Source organism: Proteus sp. NMG38-2, from assembly GCF_020640995.1.
Lineage (GTDB): Bacteria > Pseudomonadota > Gammaproteobacteria > Enterobacterales > Enterobacteriaceae > Proteus.
Genome location: NZ_CP085481.1, coordinates 2,313,482 through 2,334,559, shown reverse-complemented (window position 1 = coordinate 2,334,559; position 21,078 = coordinate 2,313,482). Strand labels below are relative to the sequence as shown.

23 protein-coding genes are annotated in these 21,078 nt (G+C 36.4%); 15 read left to right on the top strand and 8 right to left on the bottom strand.

The features are described 5' to 3' along the window. Window positions 1–46 precede the first annotated feature (46 nt). The gene (locus LG402_RS11145; RefSeq protein WP_109407622.1) at window positions 47–2,089 is read right to left on the bottom strand and encodes a choline transporter; all 2,043 of its coding nucleotides are present in this window, start codon (window positions 2,087–2,089) and stop codon (window positions 47–49) included. 209 nt (window positions 2,090–2,298) lie between these two features. Here LG402_RS11145 and betI point away from each other — a divergent pair, with 209 nt between their 5' ends. The 5 genes from betI (at window position 2,299) to LG402_RS11120 (ending at window position 9,004) form a co-directional block, all read left to right on the top strand. Then, window positions 2,299–2,901, top strand: a complete 603-nt coding sequence (gene betI, locus LG402_RS11140; RefSeq protein WP_109400562.1) for a transcriptional regulator BetI — start codon at window positions 2,299–2,301, stop codon at window positions 2,899–2,901. 24 nt (window positions 2,902–2,925) lie between these two features. After that, the gene (gene betB, locus LG402_RS11135) at window positions 2,926–4,401 is read left to right on the top strand and encodes a betaine-aldehyde dehydrogenase (RefSeq protein WP_227335388.1); all 1,476 of its coding nucleotides are present in this window, start codon (window positions 2,926–2,928) and stop codon (window positions 4,399–4,401) included. Between the two features lie 39 nt (window positions 4,402–4,440). Further along, window positions 4,441–6,120: a choline dehydrogenase gene (gene betA, locus LG402_RS11130; protein ID WP_227335386.1), complete on the top strand. Its 1,680-nt coding sequence runs from the start codon at window positions 4,441–4,443 to the stop codon at window positions 6,118–6,120. Window positions 6,121–6,486: 366 nt separating this feature from the next. Beyond that, a complete protein-coding gene (gene codB / locus LG402_RS11125; RefSeq protein WP_166540023.1) occupies window positions 6,487–7,737 on the top strand; it encodes a cytosine permease in 1,251 nt (416 codons plus the stop codon). Beyond that, window positions 7,727–9,004, top strand: coding sequence for a cytosine deaminase (locus tag LG402_RS11120; RefSeq protein ID WP_227335384.1), 1,278 nt, complete (start codon window positions 7,727–7,729; stop codon window positions 9,002–9,004). The genes codB and LG402_RS11120 overlap by 11 nt, the downstream gene beginning before the upstream one ends. Before the next feature lie 61 nt (window positions 9,005–9,065). Here LG402_RS11120 and LG402_RS11115 read toward each other — a convergent pair whose 3' ends face one another. Next, the gene (locus LG402_RS11115; protein ID WP_227335382.1) at window positions 9,066–9,806 is read right to left on the bottom strand and encodes a hypothetical protein; all 741 of its coding nucleotides are present in this window, start codon (window positions 9,804–9,806) and stop codon (window positions 9,066–9,068) included. Between the two features lie 289 nt (window positions 9,807–10,095). Here LG402_RS11115 and LG402_RS11110 point away from each other — a divergent pair, with 289 nt between their 5' ends. After that, window positions 10,096–10,314: a hypothetical protein gene (locus LG402_RS11110; protein ID WP_036912865.1), complete on the top strand. Its 219-nt coding sequence runs from the start codon at window positions 10,096–10,098 to the stop codon at window positions 10,312–10,314. Window positions 10,315–10,316: 2 nt separating this feature from the next. Continuing rightward, window positions 10,317–10,661 (top strand): low molecular weight protein tyrosine phosphatase family protein, encoded by a 345-nt coding sequence (locus tag LG402_RS11105; protein WP_227335381.1) that lies wholly within the window; start codon window positions 10,317–10,319, stop codon window positions 10,659–10,661. A 112-nt stretch (window positions 10,662–10,773) separates the two neighbouring features. On the opposite strand, the gene LG402_RS11100 is transcribed toward LG402_RS11105, so the two are convergent. The 4 genes from LG402_RS11100 to LG402_RS11085 all read right to left on the bottom strand — a co-directional run bounded on the left by LG402_RS11100 (window position 10,774) and on the right by LG402_RS11085 (window position 13,984). Continuing rightward, window positions 10,774–11,238: an HIT family protein gene (locus tag LG402_RS11100; protein WP_109407612.1), complete on the bottom strand. Its 465-nt coding sequence runs from the start codon at window positions 11,236–11,238 to the stop codon at window positions 10,774–10,776. A gap of 171 nt (window positions 11,239–11,409) precedes the next feature. After that, window positions 11,410–12,387, bottom strand: a complete 978-nt coding sequence (gene hemB, locus LG402_RS11095; protein ID WP_072064069.1) for a porphobilinogen synthase — start codon at window positions 12,385–12,387, stop codon at window positions 11,410–11,412. Window positions 12,388–12,702: 315 nt separating this feature from the next. Further along, entirely contained in the window at window positions 12,703–13,065 is a 363-nt protein-coding gene (locus LG402_RS11090) for a hypothetical protein (protein WP_006536483.1), read from the bottom strand. Between the two features lie 697 nt (window positions 13,066–13,762). Next, complete coding sequence (locus tag LG402_RS11085) at window positions 13,763–13,984, bottom strand: DUF2594 family protein (RefSeq protein WP_036936466.1); 222 nt, start codon at window positions 13,982–13,984, stop codon at window positions 13,763–13,765. Window positions 13,985–14,247: 263 nt separating this feature from the next. Between LG402_RS11085 and LG402_RS11080 the strand changes: the two genes are divergently transcribed. From LG402_RS11080 to LG402_RS11050, 7 genes are all read left to right on the top strand, one after another. Then, window positions 14,248–15,132 (top strand): NAD(P)H-hydrate dehydratase, encoded by an 885-nt coding sequence (locus tag LG402_RS11080; RefSeq protein ID WP_227335379.1) that lies wholly within the window; start codon window positions 14,248–14,250, stop codon window positions 15,130–15,132. Between the two features lie 142 nt (window positions 15,133–15,274). Further along, the gene (locus LG402_RS11075; protein ID WP_036912874.1) at window positions 15,275–15,703 is read left to right on the top strand and encodes a universal stress protein; all 429 of its coding nucleotides are present in this window, start codon (window positions 15,275–15,277) and stop codon (window positions 15,701–15,703) included. A gap of 114 nt (window positions 15,704–15,817) precedes the next feature. Next, the gene (locus tag LG402_RS11070) at window positions 15,818–16,156 is read left to right on the top strand and encodes a hypothetical protein (protein WP_109407610.1); all 339 of its coding nucleotides are present in this window, start codon (window positions 15,818–15,820) and stop codon (window positions 16,154–16,156) included. 66 nt (window positions 16,157–16,222) lie between these two features. Next, window positions 16,223–16,660 carry a universal stress protein gene (locus LG402_RS11065; RefSeq protein ID WP_109407609.1) on the top strand — a complete coding sequence of 146 codons (438 nt, stop codon included), beginning with the start codon at window positions 16,223–16,225 and terminating at the stop codon, window positions 16,658–16,660. A gap of 239 nt (window positions 16,661–16,899) precedes the next feature. Then, on the top strand, window positions 16,900–17,322 hold the full coding sequence (locus LG402_RS11060; RefSeq protein WP_227335378.1) for a hypothetical protein: 423 nt from the start codon (window positions 16,900–16,902) through the stop codon (window positions 17,320–17,322). A gap of 390 nt (window positions 17,323–17,712) precedes the next feature. Continuing rightward, window positions 17,713–18,516, top strand: a complete 804-nt coding sequence (locus LG402_RS11055; RefSeq protein WP_109407607.1) for a threonine/serine ThrE exporter family protein — start codon at window positions 17,713–17,715, stop codon at window positions 18,514–18,516. Further along, a complete protein-coding gene (locus LG402_RS11050; RefSeq protein ID WP_176694679.1) occupies window positions 18,507–18,980 on the top strand; it encodes a threonine/serine exporter in 474 nt (157 codons plus the stop codon). Before LG402_RS11055 ends, LG402_RS11050 begins: the two co-directional genes overlap by 10 nt. 4 nt (window positions 18,981–18,984) lie before the next feature. On the opposite strand, the gene LG402_RS11045 is transcribed toward LG402_RS11050, so the two are convergent. After that, on the bottom strand, window positions 18,985–19,167 hold the full coding sequence (locus LG402_RS11045; protein ID WP_036912881.1) for a hypothetical protein: 183 nt from the start codon (window positions 19,165–19,167) through the stop codon (window positions 18,985–18,987). 253 nt (window positions 19,168–19,420) lie between these two features. On the opposite strand from LG402_RS11045, the gene LG402_RS11040 reads away from it, so the two are divergent. After that, window positions 19,421–20,404 (top strand): endonuclease, encoded by a 984-nt coding sequence (locus tag LG402_RS11040; protein ID WP_227335377.1) that lies wholly within the window; start codon window positions 19,421–19,423, stop codon window positions 20,402–20,404. A gap of 15 nt (window positions 20,405–20,419) precedes the next feature. On the opposite strand, the gene LG402_RS11035 is transcribed toward LG402_RS11040, so the two are convergent. Further along, window positions 20,420–20,863 carry a methyltransferase family protein gene (locus LG402_RS11035; protein WP_109407605.1) on the bottom strand — a complete coding sequence of 148 codons (444 nt, stop codon included), beginning with the start codon at window positions 20,861–20,863 and terminating at the stop codon, window positions 20,420–20,422. Between the last annotated feature and the right edge of the window lie 215 nt (window positions 20,864–21,078).

Genomic DNA, 21,078 nt, shown 5'->3' with positions numbered 1-21,078 from the left:
AAAGGAGATCAAATAACGATCTCCTTTTTTTATTTTAAGTTACGATTTAATTTGACTCAGGGAAAGTTAATGTCGATCCTGGAGCTTCACGACTAAGATGAATAAAGTTCAGATGTTTTTCATATTGGTCTAAAATATCAGTAATTACCTGTTCTTTGGTGTAATCCATTAAGTCATTTCCTTGGGTACCTTCCCATAAATAGGTTTCTAAACGGTAATAATCTGATTTACCTCGACGAGCACGATAAGTGAATGCTGGTACTGAATATTTTTGTGGCCAAATTTGATAAATAAAATTTTGCTCTTGGTCAAGATCGACCACAAGCTCTAAATGATGTAAACGTTCATTATCTTCAATTGGATAATAATTGAATTCAACTTTTGCTCCACGTAATAAAAGTTCTTTAGCCACATCTTGCATTGCTGGCATACAGGTTAAATCTAACATGCGTTGTGTATAGGTCGTTCCTGGGAAATTCATAACCCGCCCTAAACGCTGTTTCCAATTCATCGTAGTATTACCATAAAGTGGTGCTGGCGCATTGGTATTTAGCGAACTAACACGTCTAAAATCTTCGACTTTTAATGATTTATAAAGTCCAGCCATAATAAAGAAAATAACAAAGCTAAAGGGCAATCCCATTATTATAGTTGTGTTTTGTAAGGCCGAAATACCATCCGCCATTAACATACCTAACGTTAATAAACCAATAGCAATAGACCAGAAAATGCGAAGCCAATTGGGGGCGTCGTTATTAACATGGCTTAATTGAGAGGTGAAATTGCCTAATACTAATGAACCAGAATCGGCAGAAGTGACATAAAATAATAATCCCGTAATTGTGGCGACAGAAGCCGTTAAACCAAAACCGGGATAGAGTTCTAATAATGAATAGAATCCTTTTTCGGGTGCTTCTAATACTGTTTGTGCGAGTGCTTTATTGCCATGGATCACTTCATATAAAGCGCTATTCCCAAAAATGGATAACCATAACAGTGTAAAAACAAAGGGAATAATTAAGGTACCTATGACGAATTGTCGAATTGTTCGTCCTCTTGAAATACGAGCTAAAAAGAGTCCAACAAAAGGTGACCATGCAACCCACCAAGCCCAGAAAAACAGTGTCCAGCTATTCATCCAATCCGTTGGTCTATCAAATGCAAAACTATTTAATGTCATGCCTAAAAAACGATTAGTGTAATCACCGACATTTAATACCAGTGCATTTAATAAAAACTCAGTATCACCTGCAAATAAGATAAATAAAATAAGCCCCAATGCGAGTAATACATTTAATTCAGATAAAATCCTGATCCCTTTGTTAACGCCCGATGTTGCAGAAATAACGGCCATAATAACAGATAATAGAATTAATCCGCCTTGAACGCTCAATCCTTGGGGTAAATCAAAAAGAACTTTTAGCCCATAATTAAGTTGTACAACACCAATACCTAACGTTGTTGCAATACCAAAAATGGTGCCTAATACCGCAGCAATATCAACTGTATGACCAATTGGGCCATAAATACGATTTCCAAAGATAGGATAAAGTGCAGAGCGTATGGTTAATGGCAAATTGTAACGATAGCTAAAATAGCCCAAAGCGATACCAATAAGTGCATACATAGACCAGCCCGTCAGGCCATAGTGGAATAAAGTCCACACCATCGACTGACGGGCTGCTTCTATTGTTTCACCTTCGCCGGTTGGCGGTAACATATATTGTGTAATCGGCTCTGCTACAGAGAAAAACATCAAATCAATCCCAATACCGGCTGCAAATAACATCGCAGACCAACTTAAAACACTAAATTCAGGTTTTGATTGTTCAGGCCCTAATTTGATATTTCCAAAACGAGATGTGGCAACAAAAATAACAAAAACGATGTATAACGTTGCTGCTAATAGATAGTACCAACCAAAGGTTTTTGATACCCATCCCAGTGTTGCCACAATCCATGTATTTGCTGTTTCTGTCATCAAAATAGTGAAAAAAGAAAACGCTAAAATCAGCGTTGCTGAAGCGAAAAAAACGACAGAATTGAGCTTGTCTTTCTGTGGTTTTTTTGTGCTGTTAAGAGTTGTCATCAGAAATTCCAAAAAATTATTTACCTAAAAGTTAAAAGTTGCATTCTTTGTTAACTAATTGAATTAGTTGCAAAGATTCAAATTTTCACAATATCCTCCTATATCTAAATGTAAATTAATTGTGATAAACAATAGTTAATATTGATTGAATGTTCAATTAAAAAAACGTTTAATGAATGTGTTCAATGTATTTTTTAGGTCTTTAAAACATGCCGAAGATAGGAATGCAGTCGATACGTAAACAGCAATTAATCCAAGCAACGTTAGCAGTGATTAATGAGGTTGGAATGCAAGAGGCGAGCATCGCATTGATAGCTCGAAAAGCCGGTGTTTCTAACGGCATTATTAGTCACTACTTTCGTGATAAAAATGGATTGTTGGAAGCTGCCATGCGCCATATCCAGTATCAATTGGGTTTTGCGGTGGCGATACGTTTAAGAATGTTAAGCGATGCAACACCTAAGCTACGTATCCAAGCTATTGTTGAAGGTAACTTTGATACTACTCAAACCAGTGAAGCGGCAATGAAAACATGGCTAGCATTTTGGGCAAGTAGTATGCATCAGCCTAATTTGAATCGTCTACAAAAGGTCAATGATAGAAGGCTTTATTCCAATTTAAGTTACGAGTTTGGGCGCGTTCTTACTAAAGATCAAGCACGTTTGGCTGCGAAAGGTTTAGCCGCATTAATAGATGGTTTATGGCTACGAAGTGCGTTAAGTAATGCACCATTCTCTCTTGAAGAGGCCAAAACCATTACTAATGAATATATCGATATGCAACTGACAAATCGGAGTCAAATAAAGACTTAAGAAACTAATAATAAAGGAGAAACTATGCCAAACCCACCGTTACATAAACTCTATATTCATGGTGGATATGTTGATTGCGCACAACCGGAGTGTGAACAATTTGAAGCGATTAACCCAGCTAATGGCGAAGTGATCGCCCATTTACAGTCTGCAAGTGAAGAAGATATCAATTGGGCTGTAGAGAGCGCAAAACAAGGGCAAAAAATTTGGCGTGCGATGACGGCTATGGAACGCTCTCGAATTTTACGACGCGCTGTTGATATTTTACGTGAACGTAATGATGAATTGGCTCATTTAGAAACCTTAGATACAGGCAAACCGCTATCTGAAACACGCTATGTTGATATTGTGACGGGCGCTGATGTTTTAGAGTATTACGCAGGTCTTATTCCTGCACTTGAAGGAGAGCAAATTCCACTTAGAGAAACCGCTTTTGCTTACACTCGCCGCGAGCCATTGGGAGTTGTTGCTGGTATCGGTGCATGGAATTACCCCATTCAAATAGCGTTGTGGAAATCTGCACCTGCACTTGCCGCAGGTAATGCAATGATCTTTAAACCAAGTGAGATGACTTCATTAACAGCATTAAAACTTGCCGAAATATACACCGAGGCAGGGGTGCCAAAGGGCGTTTTTAACGTTGTTACAGGAAAAGCGAATGTGGGGCAATGGTTAACACTGCATCCTGATATCGCGAAAGTTTCTTTTACTGGAGGAATTGAAACGGGTAAAAAGGTGATGGCAAATGCGTCTGCTTCAAGTTTGAAAGAAGTAACCATGGAACTTGGTGGAAAGTCACCTTTAATTATTTTTGATGATGCAGATTTAGATACCGCTGCTGATATTGCGATGATGGCGAATTTTTATAGTTCAGGGCAGGTGTGTACCAATGGCACTCGTGTCTTTGTTCCTGAAAGATTAAAACCTGCATTTGAAGCGAAAATTATAGAGCGCGTATCACGTATTAGGATCGGCTCACCTCTTGAAATGGACACCAATTTTGGCCCACTGGTCAGTTTTCCTCATCTTGAAAAAGTCTTGAGTTATATTGAGTTAGGCAAAGCTCAAGGGGCAAGATTACTTTGTGGTGGTCATCGTTTATTAGAAGGAAATTTTGCTCAAGGTGCTTATGTTGCACCTACTGTTTTCACAGATTGCACCGATGATATGAATATCACACAAGATGAAATATTCGGTCCTGTGATGAGTATTCTTAGTTATCAAACTGAAGATGAAGTGGTTTTACGCGCAAATAATAGCGTTTATGGTTTGGCCGCAGGTCTTGTCACCAAAGATCTCACAACAGCTCACCGTGTTATTCACCAATTGGAAGCCGGAATTTGTTGGATCAATACATGGGGCGAGTCTCCTGCAGAAATGCCAGTTGGTGGCTATAAACATTCTGGTGTGGGACGTGAAAATGGGCTTGTTACACTACAGAATTATACTCAAATAAAATCTATTCAAGTTGAACTTGGGGAGTTTTCATCCGTTTTTTAATCCATTCTTTTTTTAATGACTGAAACAGAGGAGATAACAATGGTCTATGACTACATTATTATCGGTGCTGGTTCAGCCGGTAACGTTCTTGCTACCCGCTTGACAGAAGATCCTGAAGTTACTGTGCTGCTCCTTGAAGCTGGAGGTCCGGACTACAGGTTCGATTTTCGTACACAAATGCCAGCGGCATTAGCCTATCCATTACAAGGTAGGCGATATAATTGGGCTTATGAAACAGAGCCTGAACCTTATATGAATAACCGACGCATGGAATGTGGCCGAGGGAAAGGGCTTGGTGGCTCATCATTAATTAATGGTATGTGCTATATCCGTGGTAATGCGATGGACTTTGATGGTTGGGCTAAATTACCTGGCCTTGAAGAGTGGGATTACTTAAGCTGTTTACCTTATTTTCGTAAGGCAGAAAGTCGAGATATTGGCGCTAATGATTATCATGGTGATAAAGGTCCTGTAAGTGTGGCTACGCCGAAAAAAGGCAATAATATCTTATTTAAAGCAATGATTGAGGCGGGTGTACAAGCAGGATACCCAAAAACGATTGATCTTAACGGCTATCAGCAAGAGGGTTTTGGCCCGATGGATAGAACCGTCACACCTAAAGGTCGTCGAGCAAGTACAGCAAGAGGCTATCTTGATCAAGCAAAAGTGCGTAAAAACTTGACGATAGAGACACATGCAACGACTGATATTATTGAGTTTGAAGGTAAAAATGCAGTGGGTGTCCGTTATTTTTCAGGCGAAAATACCACACCTCATCGTGTTAAAGCCAATCGAGAAGTATTACTTTGCGCGGGTGCAATTGCTTCGCCCCAAATTTTGCAACGTTCTGGTGTTGGGCCTGACAAAGTATTAAACGAATTTAATATTCAGCCAGTACATGTATTACCTGGAGTTGGGGAAAATCTGCAAGATCACTTAGAAATGTATTTGCAGTATGAATGTAAAAAGCCCGTTTCACTTTATCCTGCTTTAAAATGGTATAACCAGCCTAAGATTGGTGCGCAATGGCTATTTCAAGGAACAGGGATCGGTGCAAGCAATCAATTTGAAGCGGGGGGATTTATTCGCTCTAGCGAAAAGTTTGCGTGGCCTAATATTCAATTCCATTTTCTACCCGTTGCCATTAATTATAATGGCACCAATGCAGTAAAAGTGCATGGTTTCCAAGCTCATGTAGGCTCTATGCGTTCACCCAGTCGCGGGCGAGTAAAATTAGCTTCTACAGATCCTCATCAACATCCCAATATTTTATTTAATTACATGTCCACAGAACAAGATTGGGAAGAGTTTCGCTCCGCTATCCGTATTACGCGAGAAATAATGGCACAACCAGCATTAGATGCTTATCGTGGCGAAGAAATTAGCCCAGGTAAACATATTCAAAATGATGAACAACTTGATGCTTTTGTTAGAGAACGTGCTGAAACAGCATTTCATCCTTGTGGCACATGTAAAATGGGAACGGATGAAATGGCAGTTGTCGATGGGGAAGGTCGAGTACACGGCATAGAAAACTTAAGAGTTATTGATGCATCTATTATGCCACTAATAATCACTGGGAATTTAAATGCGACTACAATTATGATTGCAGAAAAGTTAGCTGATAAGGTGAGAGGAATTAAATCTTTACCTAAAAGTCAGGCTAAATATTATATTGCAGGTGATCAAGCTGCAAGAAAAACGAATCTAAGCCTATAAATCAGGGCAGACAAAAGAGGAATATAAATTCCTTTTTTGTCTTTTTATCATTATTTTCTCTTTGTTGATATTGAAGTTATATAAAAATAATTTATATAAAATCTAAGTATTCAGGAAAAAATATGATTAATTTTTATCATAAGTATTTCTAAATAAAATCGCTTTATAAAAGAAATTCAAAATAACGAGATAAATTCAAGTAAAACAACAATTTTTCTGCCATTTCTGTGATGAATATCAACACTCCATAACTGAAGCATTCCATTAATTATAATAAACAGACGACGAAAACGTTTGCATAATATTTTTATGCAGATAGAATTCGTCAGATTTTTTTGGCCTGGTGAAATTAATAGGGGGGTTAAAGTGTCTCAGGACAACAATTATAGTCAGGGCCCAGTGCCCATATCCGCAAGAAAGGGTGGATTGGCGTTAACCTTTGTGATGTTGGGATTAACGTTTTTTTCAGCCAGTATGTGGACTGGCGGCGCTCTTGGTACTGGTCTTTCCTTTAATGATTTCTTCCTCGCAGTTCTAATTGGTAATCTTCTTCTTGGTATCTACACCGCATTTCTTGGTTTTATTGGTTCAAAAACAGGTCTTACTACTCATCTCCTCGCGCGTTACTCTTTCGGTATTAAAGGTTCTTGGCTTCCCTCATTTTTACTCGGTGGTACTCAAGTTGGTTGGTTTGGTGTGGGGGTGGCAATGTTTGCCATTCCGGTAGGAAAAGCCACTGGTATTGATATCAATCTTCTTATCGCCATTTCCGGCATTTTAATGACCATCACAGTATTCTTCGGTATTTCTGCTCTCACTATTCTCTCTATCATCGCAGTTCCTGCTATCGCTATTCTCGGAAGTTACTCTGTTTATCTTGCGGTACATGATATGGGGGGACTTTCGACACTAATGGCGATAAAACCGGCTCAGCCATTAGATTTTAATTTAGCGTTAGCAATGGTTGTTGGATCGTTTATTAGTGCGGGTACACTGACTGCTGATTTTGTCCGCTTTGGACGAAACCCTAAAGTTGCTGTCATTGTCGCCATTATTGCTTTCTTCTTAGGAAATACCTTGATGTTTGTCTTTGGTGCGGCTGGTGCGGCTTCACTGGGAATGGCAGATATTTCTGATGTGATGATTGCGCAAGGATTATTACTTCCGGCTATCGTGGTGCTAGGTTTAAATATCTGGACAACGAATGACAACGCGTTATATGCATCAGGATTAGGTTTTGCCAATATCACTGGTTTATCAAGCAAAAAACTTTCAGTAATAAACGGTATCATTGGTACGCTGTGTGCATTATGGCTTTATAATAACTTTGTCGGTTGGCTTACCTTTTTATCTGCAGCAATTCCACCAGTAGGAGGTGTTATTATTGCAGATTATCTGATGAATAAAGCACGCTATAACTCCTTTAATGTTGCTACAATGCAATCGGTTAACTGGGTAGCACTACTCGCTGTTGCCATTGGCATTATGGCAGGGCATTGGTTACCGGGTATCGTGCCTGTTAATGCCGTGTTGGGGGGAGCAATAAGTTACGCTGTGTTAAATCCAATATTAAATCGTCGTACAGCTCGACAAGCGGAGATAAGTCATGCTGGGTAAAAATATCGAACAAATTAACCATGCTCGTCTAGTTGGAAAAGAAGGTTTATGGCGCATTACGCTAAAAAATAACAAAATTGAAGCCATTGCATCTCAACCTGAAAATGATTTTCATCCTGATGCCTTAGATGCTCAAGGCGGATTGGTTCATGCGCCTTTTGTTGAACCTCATATTCATTTAGATACTACACAAACCGCAGGGCAACCGAACTGGAATCAATCAGGTACGTTATTTGAAGGTATCGAGCGTTGGGCAGAACGAAAAGCATTGTTAACACATGATGATGTTAAACAACGTGCATGGCAAACATTGCAATGGCAAATTGCTAATGGTATTCAGCATGTTAGAACACATGTGGATGTTTCAGATGCTTCACTCACAGCATTAAAAGCAATGTTGGAAGTAAAAGAAGAAATAAAACCTTGGGTTGATTTACAAATAGTCGCTTTTCCTCAAGAAGGTATTTTATCTTACCCTAATGGTGAAGCTTTATTAGAAGAAGCATTAAAGCTAGGCGCAGATGTTGTCGGTGCGATCCCTCACTTTGAATTTACGCGTGAATATGGTGTTGAATCTCTGCATAAAACCTTCGCTTTAGCACAAAAGTATGATCGTTTAATAGATGTTCATTGCGATGAAATTGATGATGAACAATCGCGCTTTGTTGAAACTGTTGCGGCTTTAGCCCATAAAGAAAATATGGGTTCAAGAGTGACTGCAAGTCATACAACCGCAATGCATTCTTATAATGGGGCTTATACTTCACGTTTATTCCGACTATTAAGAATGTCTGGCATTAACTTTGTGGCGAATCCTTTGGTTAATATTCACTTGCAAGGACGCTTTGATACTTATCCAAAACGTCGTGGTATTACTCGCGTAAAAGAGATGCTAGAAAGTAATATTAATGTCTGTTTTGGTCATGATGATGTCTTTGATCCTTGGTATCCATTAGGCACAGCAAATATGCTCCAAGTCTTACATATGGGATTGCATGTTTGCCAATTAATGGGCTATGGCCAAATTGATAAGGGATTACAGTTGATTAGTCATAATAGTGCTAAAACATTGGCGTTAACGGATTATGGTGTTGAAGTAGGAAATAGTGCAAACTTTATTATTCTGCCAGCAGATAACGGATTTGATGCTTTACGTCGTCAAGTACCTGTGCGTTATTCTATTCGCCAAGGTAAAGTTATTGCACAAACAGAGCCAGCAAAAACAGAAATTATGTTAGATAAGCCAACTCGAATTACTTACAAGTAATTTTTAATTTATCTTAATAATGGATCAGTAAATAATAACTGATCCATTATCACCAAATTTTTTATCGCCAAATATAATCCGAAAAGGCCAACATAATCACAGGGGTAGCGATCACATCTGCCACAAGCGTGAGTGGGGTAATGATAATATTACTAGCTAAATTACCTGGTTTAAATGAGTTGCTCTTTTCATAAGTATACAGTTCGACTTTATAATTTTCGTTTAATTTGTCTTTCAATGTCGCAGGCATTTCCATAACGTCTTTCTGGAATACATATCCTTTGATAGGTATTGTTTTCACCCATGAACTGTCATCAGAATTACGTGTTTCTTTAAATCCTAAATTTTTTAATACTTCTGTTTGTTTGTCAGTTAATGTGAATTTTTTACTGATATAAACATGGTAATTTTCTTTAAATTCAATGACATTATCATTTTCTTTGGTAAGTTTTAGTCTAATGATACCTTCAGAATTATCAAATGCTTTCAATGGGATTGTTTTAATGATTTCATTTAATTGCATTAGTTCATCAGCACCTTGAGTTAGTATATAAATATAATTTTCACCTAAGAACCCATACCCAGATCCTGGTAATTGAATGGGCGCTAGATTTTCATTATTTTGATTATATTTAACTCTGAGATTTTTATATTCAAAAGCACCTACTATATTATCATTTACACTGGCCTGTTTTTTGTATTCTGAACCTACGACAGGATTACTATACCAAACAGCACCTGTTACACATCCAGTGGTACTTAAAATTAATAAGCTGAAAAAGAAGAATACTATTTTTTTCATTTTTTATTCTCGAGTTAAATTTATTCAATGATAATAGATTAAACCAGTTAGTTATTTAACACCATGGTTACTGTGTTCATTATTCTCTTTTTATATTAAATGTTCAGTATAATATTTTGTTTTTCTATTTTTAAATAATATAATTTAATTATTAAGGATAATTGCGTATAGAGACAAAAGATATCTTTTATTATTAAGTTTAGAATTTTATTTTTATCATGTATTATACATATGGTTAGACCCTCTCCGTATTACTGCGGCTGCTATCCCTTTAATCTGAGAGGTTTTTATGTCTACACAAAGAGATCGTGGTTGGCGCCAATGTGTTAACCGCAAAAATAAACATCAAGAAATGGGGTGTTCACGAGTGATGTTTAAACCAGAAAAAAAATGGTCTAATTTATATACTCGATCACTCAAAATGACCAGAGCTGCACAACTAGGAATTGAATATCCAAGAATTTCTCGTAGTCAGCGTCGATTAAATGCATTATCTGATAGTGAGTAATAATGAATATCTTATTTATTTGCAGTAAAAACCAATGGCGAAGCCCAACCGCTGAACTATTGTTTGCAGATAGAGAAGGAATTAATACACTTTCAGCAGGTACGCGCAAAGATGCGCAATGTGTTGTTGATAATGAATTGCTAAAATGGGCTGATTTAGTGCTTGTCATGGAATCTAAACATTTAAATCGTTTATCTGCACATTTTCCTGCAACCATGCGCTATAAAAAAGCCCATGTATTGGGAATACCTGATAATTATTGCTTTAATGATCCGGCATTAATTGAACTCCTTGAACAGAAAGTTCAGCCTTATTTACCGATGGAAGCAAAGCTTTCAACTAAATAATTTATTTATCTTGATCAAAAACGCTCAACTTAAAATATAAGGCTGAGCGTTTTTTTATATTTGAAAGCTTTGAGTATAAAAAATAAGTCAAATTTTTATTTGTTGTATTTATTTATTTATTGTTTTTTCTGATCAAGGCTGCTAATTGTGCAAGCTCTTCATCACTCGCACGTTCAAAATCGTGAGATGAAAGATAACCCGGATATTTATCAAAGAAAATCTTCTGCTTATTTTCAATAGGTGCCCATTTAGTCATATCACCAGTACCATGCATTGGACTAAGTTTACTATGAACATGATCAACACCAAAGCCTTCAAAAAACATTCCTGAACGAGACACATCAGGGAATGTTTTATCCAAGATTTTAGCAACTTTTTTGGTCGCAATAACGAGTAAGGCTAAGGCTTCATCGCTTAAATCAAACGCATAACTTGGATAGTGTTTTTTAGGGATAACAACAGTAAAGCCTTTGGTATTAGGAAATATAGAGAGAAAAGCGAGGTGGTGATCATCTTCCCAAATTTTATGGCAAGGTGCTTTTCCCGCTACGATTTGACAGAAAATACAGTTATCCATAGTAGCCCCATAATAAAATTACTCGTCATATTTCAAAGTGTAGCGTTGTTGCCTAGCTACACCTTGAATTATTTAGAGCATCTTCAACAAGTTGTTTACTGTATGTACACAAATGAAACATTGTGTATAGCTGTACCTTATACACCTTAGATCATTTTGAGCATAAGATGATTAAAGTAGGTTTCTTTCAGCTAAATCAAGTGCAAAGTAAGACAGAATTAAATCTGCTCCTGCACGTTTAATTGAACCTAAAGTTTCCATGACCACACGATCTTCATCGATTGCACCAGCTAATGCCGCAAATTTAATTTGGGCATACTCACCACTGATTTGATAAGCAGCTAAAGGTAATAACGTACGTTCACGTACATCGCGAATAATATCTAAATAAGCGCCTGCAGGTTTTACCATCAGCATATCAGCGCCTTCTTGTTCATCAATTAATGATTCACGGATAGCTTCACGGCGATTCATTGGATTCATTTGATAAGTTTTGCGATCACCAATTAAACGAGAGCCTGCAGCATCACGGAAAGGACCATATAAGGCGGAAGCGAATTTAGTTGAATAAGAGACAATGCCTGTATCACTAAAGCCTGCTTTATCAAGTGCTGCACGAATGGCGGCGACTTGTCCATCCATTGCTGCAGATGGAGCGATAAAATCTGCACCAGCTTGCGCGGCTGCAACAGCTTGAAGACCTAAATTATAGATAGTTTCATCATTATCAACATGTTCACCATGTAAAACGCCACAGTGACCATGTGAAGTGTATTCACAAAAACAAGTATCAGACATCACAATCATTTCTGGGACTGCATCTTTACAAATACGAGACATACGAGAAACTAAGCCATCACTTTTCCAAGCATCACTCCCAGTTTCATCAAGATGATGGGATACCCCAAAAGTCATGACAGTTTTAATGCCAGCTTTGGCAATGCGTTCAATTTCATAAGCAAGACGCTTTTCAGGAATACGAACCACACCCGGCATACTTTTAATAGGCTGATAATCATCAAGCCCTTCTTCAACAAAAATAGGCAGAGCGAGATCATTTTTAGTTAAGGTTGTTTCTTGAAAGAGAGCGCGCAGGTTTTCTGACTGGCGTAGTCTTCTTAAACGCTGGATGGATTGTTCGTTGCTCACAATATCTCCTTTTTATGGCCAGTACTAACAAGTATTTACCGAGGTATTATAAACCTTAATATTGATAGATAGATACTCTATAATTGATACTCGTCATACTTCAAGCCGTAGCGTTGTGACTGGATCCATTCGTATTGTATGCTCCTAGTGATTCCTCGAATTATTTAGAGTATAGAGAGTTAGTTATAGAGAAAGAGAAAAAAGCAAGGGAAAAGCAAAAGGTAAGAAGAATAAGTGATGGAGAGGGCGAAATAAAAAAGAGCAGGATAATTTCTACTCTTTAAATTGATTACTACTCATTTCTTAATGAGAAGATTATTTTTTTTGCTCTTCTAATGCAGAGATCATTTGAATTTTACAAGCTGCAACAATTTGAGTTAGGCCTTCTTGGAATTCTGCTCGAGAACCAATTTCAGCTTTTGCATCACGTAAAGAGTTAACAACTTCGATAGTGCCTTCAGTAAATTGTGCTTCAGTTGCTTCTAATTTTGCAAAATCAAATTTCTTTGCATTTAAAGAGGCTACTGCATCTTTGGCAATTTTCTCTGCTGGCTCTTTTGTATCATAAGCTTTAATTGAGATATCTTTAAAGGTATCGCAGTAATCATCAGCCATTTTTGTTGGGTTAGCGAAAGCAACTGCGGGCAATAATAGCAGAGATAAGAGAAGTGGTTTCATTTTAGCCTCATGTTTATTTTTTGGTACGTACTCATTGAGTGTAACATATAAACAGGGATGACGATAAATCAGAATAAGTGTAAAAAATATAAAACGTTAATTTTTTTAATCCGATTGAATTTAATTTCATAGCTATAATTGTGTTTAAGGACAATAAGCTAGCTTTTTATTTTCAAAGGAAAATTATAATTAACAATAAATAAAATAACATAAATTTAATAATATTAGGATTTATCTTTATTTACATTTTATGATGTTGGTTTTTATTTACGTTAATAATAAAAAATAGAGAATTAAATATAAAAATAAGGATAAAATGATAACCTATTAATACTAAGTTAAACTTAATTTACTGTATTCTATAGGTTAATTTGCAATCACCGCACTAAAGGTATAAGATTTTTTATCTTCTTCTCTAATTCAAATAACATTAAAAATTCTTAACAAAAAGAATCTATTATTCAGATTGTTAGCTAAAATAATGAATAAACAAAATAATTATCATTTAAAAAATAGGAATAAAAGAGAAAAAAATCCCCTCTATAAAGATAGAGGGGTAGCTAAATGAATAAAGAATGGTTTATTTCGAGATTAAGTATATAGAAATTTAAAACTAATTTTTGTTTATTTGTGCAGCACAAAAAGTTCAGAAAATAGAATAAAAATATGTACTAGTACCCAATCCAAAATAAATCAATTATTGGCGATAAACAGTTTTAATTTGGCTAATAGTATTACGGAATGTCTCTGCTTGTTTTTCGTCATCAACTTCTGCAATCGCGCGTTCAATATTTAAAATAATACGTCCTGCATCTGCTTGGCCTAATGCTTTTAACATATAAGTGACAAGAGTTTTTAAGCAAGCCACTTCTTCTGCCAATGTTTCAACATCTGCTTGTGTTTTAAATTTTTCGTTCATTATCTACTTCCTTTGTGTTTAATTGGCCAATGATATCAAATTAGGCCGATAGAATAGCAAAGTCTTGATGAGGGATGAATAGTATAGCCTTAAGCATTTTATCAGATTGGGATCGTTAGAGTGACAATTAGGCAAAATAGTAAGCTCACACATTTACTTACTAAAATCACGCTATACTTTGAATATCAATCGTGAAGGAGAATTTGTATATCTATTGCGATTAATAATAAGAAAAAATGCAGGAAATGGTGGAGGAGAATAAGATGAAAAAAGAGCAACTATTACATGCAATAACACATTACCCTGCACTTTATCAGCGTAAAACAGGAAATACACATAAAGGTACATTTGGAACAATTGGTATTATTGGTAGCGCTGAAGGAATGAGTGGTGCCATTGTCTTGGCTGGTAAAAGTGCATTAAAAGCGGGCTGTGGAAAAGTTTTTCTTGGTTTCGCACAGTTACAACTTCCTCTTCCTTTTATTGATAGTGCACCAGAACTCATGCTAAAAACAGCGTCTGAGTTAGTGGATAGGCAAGATATTTCTGCTTGGGCGGTTGGTTGTGGATTGGGGTTGTCAGCAAATTCTGAAAATATTTTATTAAATGTATTAGCTCAGCGGAATGAAAATCAGCCTTATGTTTTTGATGCAGATGCGCTAGTGTTGATGGCAAAATTAAAATCACAAATCTCACTTAATCAACATTGTGTATTAACGCCACATCCCAAAGAAGCCGCTATTTTACTTAATTGTACATTGAGTGATATTCAAAATAACCGAGAACAAGCAGCCAAAGAAGTGACAAAACTTTACCACTGTTGGGCAATAATCAAAGGACAACATACAGTTATTACTTCTCCTACAGGGGAGATAATAATTAATAGAACAGGTAACAGTGGATTATCAACAGCAGGAAGTGGGGATGTATTAACTGGTATCATGGGGAGTTTTTTAGCGCAAGGAATGGTAATGTCTGATGCAGTTAAAAGTGCGGTTTGGATACATGGTATAGCTGCCGATATTTTAGTTGAAAAAGGTATTGGACCAATAGGCTTAACAGCTTCAGAATTGATTGATACTGTCCGCGATGTTCGTAATCAAATATGGGCGAGAACACAAAAACATAATGCCGATTATTTTGAATAAGATCTTTTGTTTTTTCGTATAACGTATTAATAATTAAAGTAGGTTTATATTAAGATTAGATTGTTTTTAGTTAATTCACTCACAGTAATCTTTGGGTTATTGCGGTAGGATTAAGGTAAATGGAGAGTTGAGAGGAGTTATTATGTATAAAACGATTTTAGTGCCTATTGATATTGTAGAAGAAGAGTTAACCAGTAAAGCAGTACGACATGCAGTGTATTTAGCAAAAGAAACGGGAGCTAACTTACATTTAATTCATGTTCTTCCTATCTCTTCGGCAATCATTAATGCTTATTCACTGGGTTATCCAGAAATTAAAGATAAAGCGACAGTGAAAGCAGAAAATGATATGCAAATGTTGGTAGATTCGGTGGATTTACCTGCTGAAAAGGTCGCTTATACGGTTACTTTTGGCTCACCTCGTGATGAGATTTTAGTTACAGCAAAAGATATTCAAGCCGACTTAATTGTCATTGGCTCACGTAGACCTAATATTAGCACTCATTTATTAGGCTCTACAGCTGCAGGCGTAGTTCGTTACGCTGAAATTTCAGTGCTAGTTGTTCGTTAATATATTCATTAATATGCTATGAGTATTCCTCGTAGCATATTCTTATTTTGCGTAGTTTATCTTATTTATTTAATAAGCCATTTATTGAATCGACACTCTATAGAGTGAATAAGAATGGAAAAATTTACCCAAGAACTTTTAAGGCTCGATCATTTTATTCTACGCATCTTACGCTATTATGTAATAGGCTCTATTTTCTTTTTTTTAGGGTTATTACCCGGTGTATTAGGATTCTATTTAATTGAAGGGCATAGCTTTATGGAGTCCGCATTAAATGCAATTTCTATGCTGAGTGGACAACCTGTAGAGCCAGCACCTGCAACCCCAACAGGGCGCTTTTTTATTGCAATTTATGGATTGTTTCTTCAGTGTGTTTTTATTTTATCAATTGGGCTGGTTGTCACACCGTTTATTCATCGACAATTGCATAAATGGCATCTTGAGGAAGATTAAATAAGCAAGCTGTGGGTTTAACGCTACAATAATAAACAGACAATAATCTGATAATGAGGAGTTGCTATGTACAAGACAATTCTAGTACCTGTTGATATTTCAGAAGATGAGTTAACAACAAAAGCCTTACAACACGCAGTTTATATTGCCAAACTAGAAGGGGCGAAACTGCATCTTTTTCATGCTATTCCTGATATTTCACGTTTTTCTATTAGCTATAGCTATCACTATGACATGTTAAGTTCTTTTGCCAACAAAGCACTTGAACGTGTACAAGAACAACTGCAAGAATTAGCTAATAGTATCGATTTGCCTAATGAACGAGTTGAGTATTCAGCCGTATTTGGCTCTGCAAGAGATAAAGTTTTAGAGCTAGCTGAAAAAATTAATGCTGATTTGATTGTGATTGGTTCACGTCGTCCAAGTATTTCAACACACTTATTAGGTTCAAATGCGTCAGGTATCGTTGCTTATGCTAAGCAATCTGTTTTAGTTGTCCGCTAAAATTTCTCATAAAAGTAAAAATAGTAAAAGCTCCTAAATTATTTATTTAGGGGCTTTTTTGCTTTAGTTTATAAAAAATTATTTATTATTTTGGATATACATTTTCACTTCAATACTAGATAAAAAATATAGATAGGGCGCAATTGTTTATTAATGCGGTTTTTATGCAAACATAAGGAACTTCATTGATTGAGAATGATAGGCATTCTAAAGTAGAGACTGTTATTTTTTAATGAGAGATGAGTATTATGTTGAATAACCAAAATTTTGTTGTCATGGATGTTGGACAATTTCCTGTTGTTACTATGAAAATATTCCCAGAAACTTTGGAAGATGCCAACAATTGGACAGCTGAAATGGATGTAGTACTAAACGAAAAGAAAAAATTTGTTTTGGTATATCCGTCCATTAATAAAAAAGAGAAAGAGCATAAAAAAGAAGATATGGAAGGGATGAAAGCAGTAAGACGCTGGCTAAAAGAGGGTAAGGCACTTCTTAGTGAATATTGTGCTGGTATGATAATGACTGCTGATCCACAAAAAAATGATAAAGAGCAACTGGTACAACTCTCTTCTGTTATTTCAGCTGTTTATGGTGTTCCCGTATTTGTTGCAGAAACTCTGGATGAGTCGTATGTTAAAGCTAATGAGTTGGTTGCGTAATTAAACTTCATTATAAAATGACGAAAAAGCTATTTGAGGTGCCAGCGATTTTGGCACCTTTATTATTTTATATACTCGTCATACTTCAAATTACAGCGTTATAGACGACGGCGTCTATTAGCGCAAGTTATATACCATTGCTCGTATCCTAAAAGCGCTACTTATTGGCTAGCTATACCTAGAATGATTTAGATCACATATTATTTAATGGTTTTTTCTAAAGAAGAAATCTACGAATGAGCGAGTGAGTAAATAAAGATTGATCTACCTACTGCCTTAAATATTTTATTTGTTCATAATAGTATTGAAAGATAATAGAGCGAAAAATGAGCTATGCTGATAAACTTTATATTAGCAATGGCTCGTTTGTGATTAAAACTAAGGCATGGTATGGATAATGAGATAATGGCGGACTGCACTGCCATTTCACAAGATAAACAGCGTGAAATTACCAAGTTATGTATTCAAACTGCGTTATTGCTATTGCAACATGGCGCAGAAAGTATGCTGGTTGAACAGCTTTCAACCCGTTTAGGTTTAGCTTTAGGTGTACATCAAGTCGAAAGTGCAATTTCTGCTAATGCCGTTGTATTAACGACGATAGTTAATGGACATTGCCAGACATCAACACGAAAGATAGTTGATCGTGGCATTAATATGCATGTTGTGACAGAAGTTCAGCATATTGTTATTTTAGTTGAACATCACCTTGCAGATATCCATGAAGCAAGAAAACGCTTTGAGCATATAAAACCATTACGTTATCCACGTTGGGCGATTATTTTTATGGTTGCCTTATCTTGTGGCTGTTTCTCTAAATTAAATGGTGGCAATTGGGATGGTTTTTTAGTTTCAGCTATTGGTGGCGGTCTTGGTATGTTTGTACGCCAAGTATTAACGCATCGCCAAATGAATCCACTAATTAATTTCTGTATTACCGCTTTTGTTGCCACATCTGTTTCAGGTTTATTATTAAAACTCTCTTATTTTCAAACAACCGCAACTATTTCAATGGCCGCCAGTGTTTTATTACTGGTTCCCGGATTTCCTTTAATTAATGCTGTTGCTGATATGTTTAAAGGTCATGTTAATACGGGCTTAGCGCGTTGGGCAATGGCAACAATGTTAACATTGGCAACCTGTTTAGGGGTTATTTTAGCCATGGCAGTATGGGAGTTAAGAGATTGGGCATAATAACGATTATTCTTACCCTTATTGAAGATATGATTTTAGCAGCCATTCCTGCGGTGGGTTTCGCAATGGTATTTAATGTACCTTTACGTGCTTTAAAATATTGCGCGTTATTAGGGGCAATAGGGCATGGCTCACGTACTGTACTGATTATGAGTGGAATGAATATTGAATGGGCAAGTTTCTGTGCTGCAATTTTAGTCGGTTGTATTGGCATTCAATGGTCACGTTGGTGGCTTGCGCATCCTAAAGTTTTCACTGTCGCGGCTGTTATTCCAATGTTCCCCGGAATTAATGCTTATATCGCGATGATCTCTGTGGTGAAATTAACACAAATCGGTTATAGCGAGGAGATTTTTGAAGCTTTAGTTACTAATTTCCTTAAAGCTTCATTTATTGTCGGTGCGCTCTCTATCGGGCTATCCTTGCCGGGATTATGGTTATATCGCAAGCGTCCGAGTGTATAATTTCTTACATCGCGTGTTGTAGTGAATTTAATGTAATATCCAGTTCATTTTTGTCAGAAATAATAATTTGAATTCGTAATTTGTTTTCAGACTCCAAACTTGCATGCGCTTTAACATCTTCGTTATTCGCATGCTTTTTTGTGATCTCGACTAATTCATCCATCAAATTCAGCATATTCTCATTCATTTTTAAATTTCTCCAAATCATTGATGGACTAAACCATAGCAAATCCCTTTTGCGTTAATGTCGAGAATAACGGCTTTTTCTATTCCCATTCACGCTTATTGTTTTATTTTTTACATAAAAAATAGTAAGAAAGATTGCCCAAAATAAATTTAAAAAAGGTAAAATAAAGAAAAATAAAAATAAGATTATCAGTTGGTTATTAAAGATAATTCTTATTGGGTTTAATAAAATAAAGCGTAAGGCAGATACCACTTTGAGAAAAATATTACACTATACTGCGGTTGTGTTGGGTTTATTTATTTTTACATTAAATGTTCAAGCACAAGCGCCAGAAAATTTTACAAAAGCAAAAGAGATAGCAAAAGAACGTATCTATTATGATCAAAATCAAAAATCACAAGGAACGATTTATTGTGGCTGTGATTGGGAATGGGTAGGGAAATCAGGTGGTCGTGTTGATTTAGCTAGTTGTGGCTATCAAGTAAGAACACAACAAACAAGAGCTGCACGTATTGAGTGGGAACATATTGTTCCTGCATGGGTGTTTGGGCATCAGCGTCAATGCTGGCAAAATGGAGGAAGAGCTAATTGTGTGAAAAACGATCCTGTGTTTGGCAAGATCGAAGCTGATTTACATAATTTAGCGCCTTCTATTGGTGAAGTTAATGGCGATCGTAGTAATTTCAGCTTTGGGCAATTACCTGCTCAAGCGTCTTACCAATATGGCCAATGTCGTAGCCGTGTTGATTTTGCTTCACGCACCTTTGAGCCTCGTAATGAAGTGAAAGGTCAAGTAGCAAGGGTCTATTTCTATTTACATGACCGCTATAACCTCTCAATGTCACGTCAGCAACAACAATTATTAATGGCTTGGGATAAGGCTTATCCACCAACGGTATGGGAAAAAGAGCGTGATAATCGCATTGCTCGTGTCGTTGGATATCATAATCCTTTTGTAACGGGAGAAGTGAAGTGGCAATTAGGACATAAAAATAGTGGTGCCGGATTATCTGCAACAAATAATGCACCTGTCACTAAAGCTAAAACTGAAACACCTAAACAAGTAAGTACAGCACAATCTGAAAGTATTAAGGGTAATATAAATAGCAAGATTTATCATTTTGCCCATTGCTCTGGTTATAAAACCATGTCAGATAAAAATGCTGTCTTCTTTAAAACAGAAAATGAGGCTATTGAGGCTGGTTATCGTTTAGCAAATAATTGCAAACAGCCTTAAGGGTTATTATTGAGATTACATCCAACGACGAACGTGGCGACAATATTGTTGCCACGCTTGTGGAAATAACTCACTTAAGATCTTTTCTTCACGTACTATCGTATAGCGATCAGTAATAAAGTAAAACGCAATCGCAGCACCCAAAAATCCCCAATTACCAAAAATAAAAAACAGTCCAATACTGATATCCAAAAAACCGAGATACATAGGATTACGGCTAATTTTATAAGGGCCACTTGTCACTAATTGTCGAGGTGTGTGATTGGGATTAGGAGATGTTTTTTGTTTAATAAAAAATGAGAGGCAATAAAAAAGCCAGATCCCAGAAGTCGTAATCGTGAGTAAACCTAAATAAAAAAAGAAACCCATATTCAGAGAGCCTGAATGAAGTTCAAAACCAATAAATGGAATTAGGTTAAGTAGTAACCAATAAATAAAAGGTAATCGTAAGAAATTCATTTACTCCCCCTAAAATAACATTTATTGTTATTTTTATGTTAAGTTCATCTCGTTATAGATCGACTCAGTATTGAAAATATTTTTCTTTTGTCATTATACTGTCATAAAGCTTCGTTAATTTTCACTCTAACTCCATGATGGGGAATATGAATGATAGAAGCAATGGAAATATCTCGTTACTCACAGAAAACCGGCAACAACCGTTCATTGATGTT